1 pseudogene is annotated in these 235 nt (G+C 42.1%); it reads right to left on the bottom strand.

Annotated elements, in window-relative coordinates:
• Nucleotides 1-86: 86 nt before the first annotated feature.
• Nucleotides 87-235 (bottom strand): annotated as a pseudogene (gene iss, locus RTW80_RS30860) (increased serum survival lipoprotein Iss); the annotation flags it as partial.

Here is a 235-nt window from a genome sequence, read left to right as displayed (position 1 = left end):
GGCTTATCACTATGCAAAAACAACTGTAGGGAGCCCAGAAGTATATTAATGAACAGTGCAGATGAGCTCCCCATATCGATGGGCAACTATTGTGAGCAATATACCCGGGCTTCCAGCGGAGTATAGATGCCAAAAGTGATAAAACCGAGCAATCCATTTACGAATGTTTGCTGAGTTTCTGTTTTAACAACATTTTCTGCACCGCCACAAATTTTGGCTGCATCAACAGTTTTCT

Origin of the sequence: Escherichia sp. AM3 (assembly GCF_032029835.1) — a bacterium.
In the GTDB taxonomy this organism is placed as follows: Bacteria; Pseudomonadota; Gammaproteobacteria; order Enterobacterales; family Enterobacteriaceae; genus Escherichia; species Escherichia coli.
Note: the sequence above shows the minus strand (reverse complement) of the source record. Positions and strands in the feature narration are given on the sequence as shown.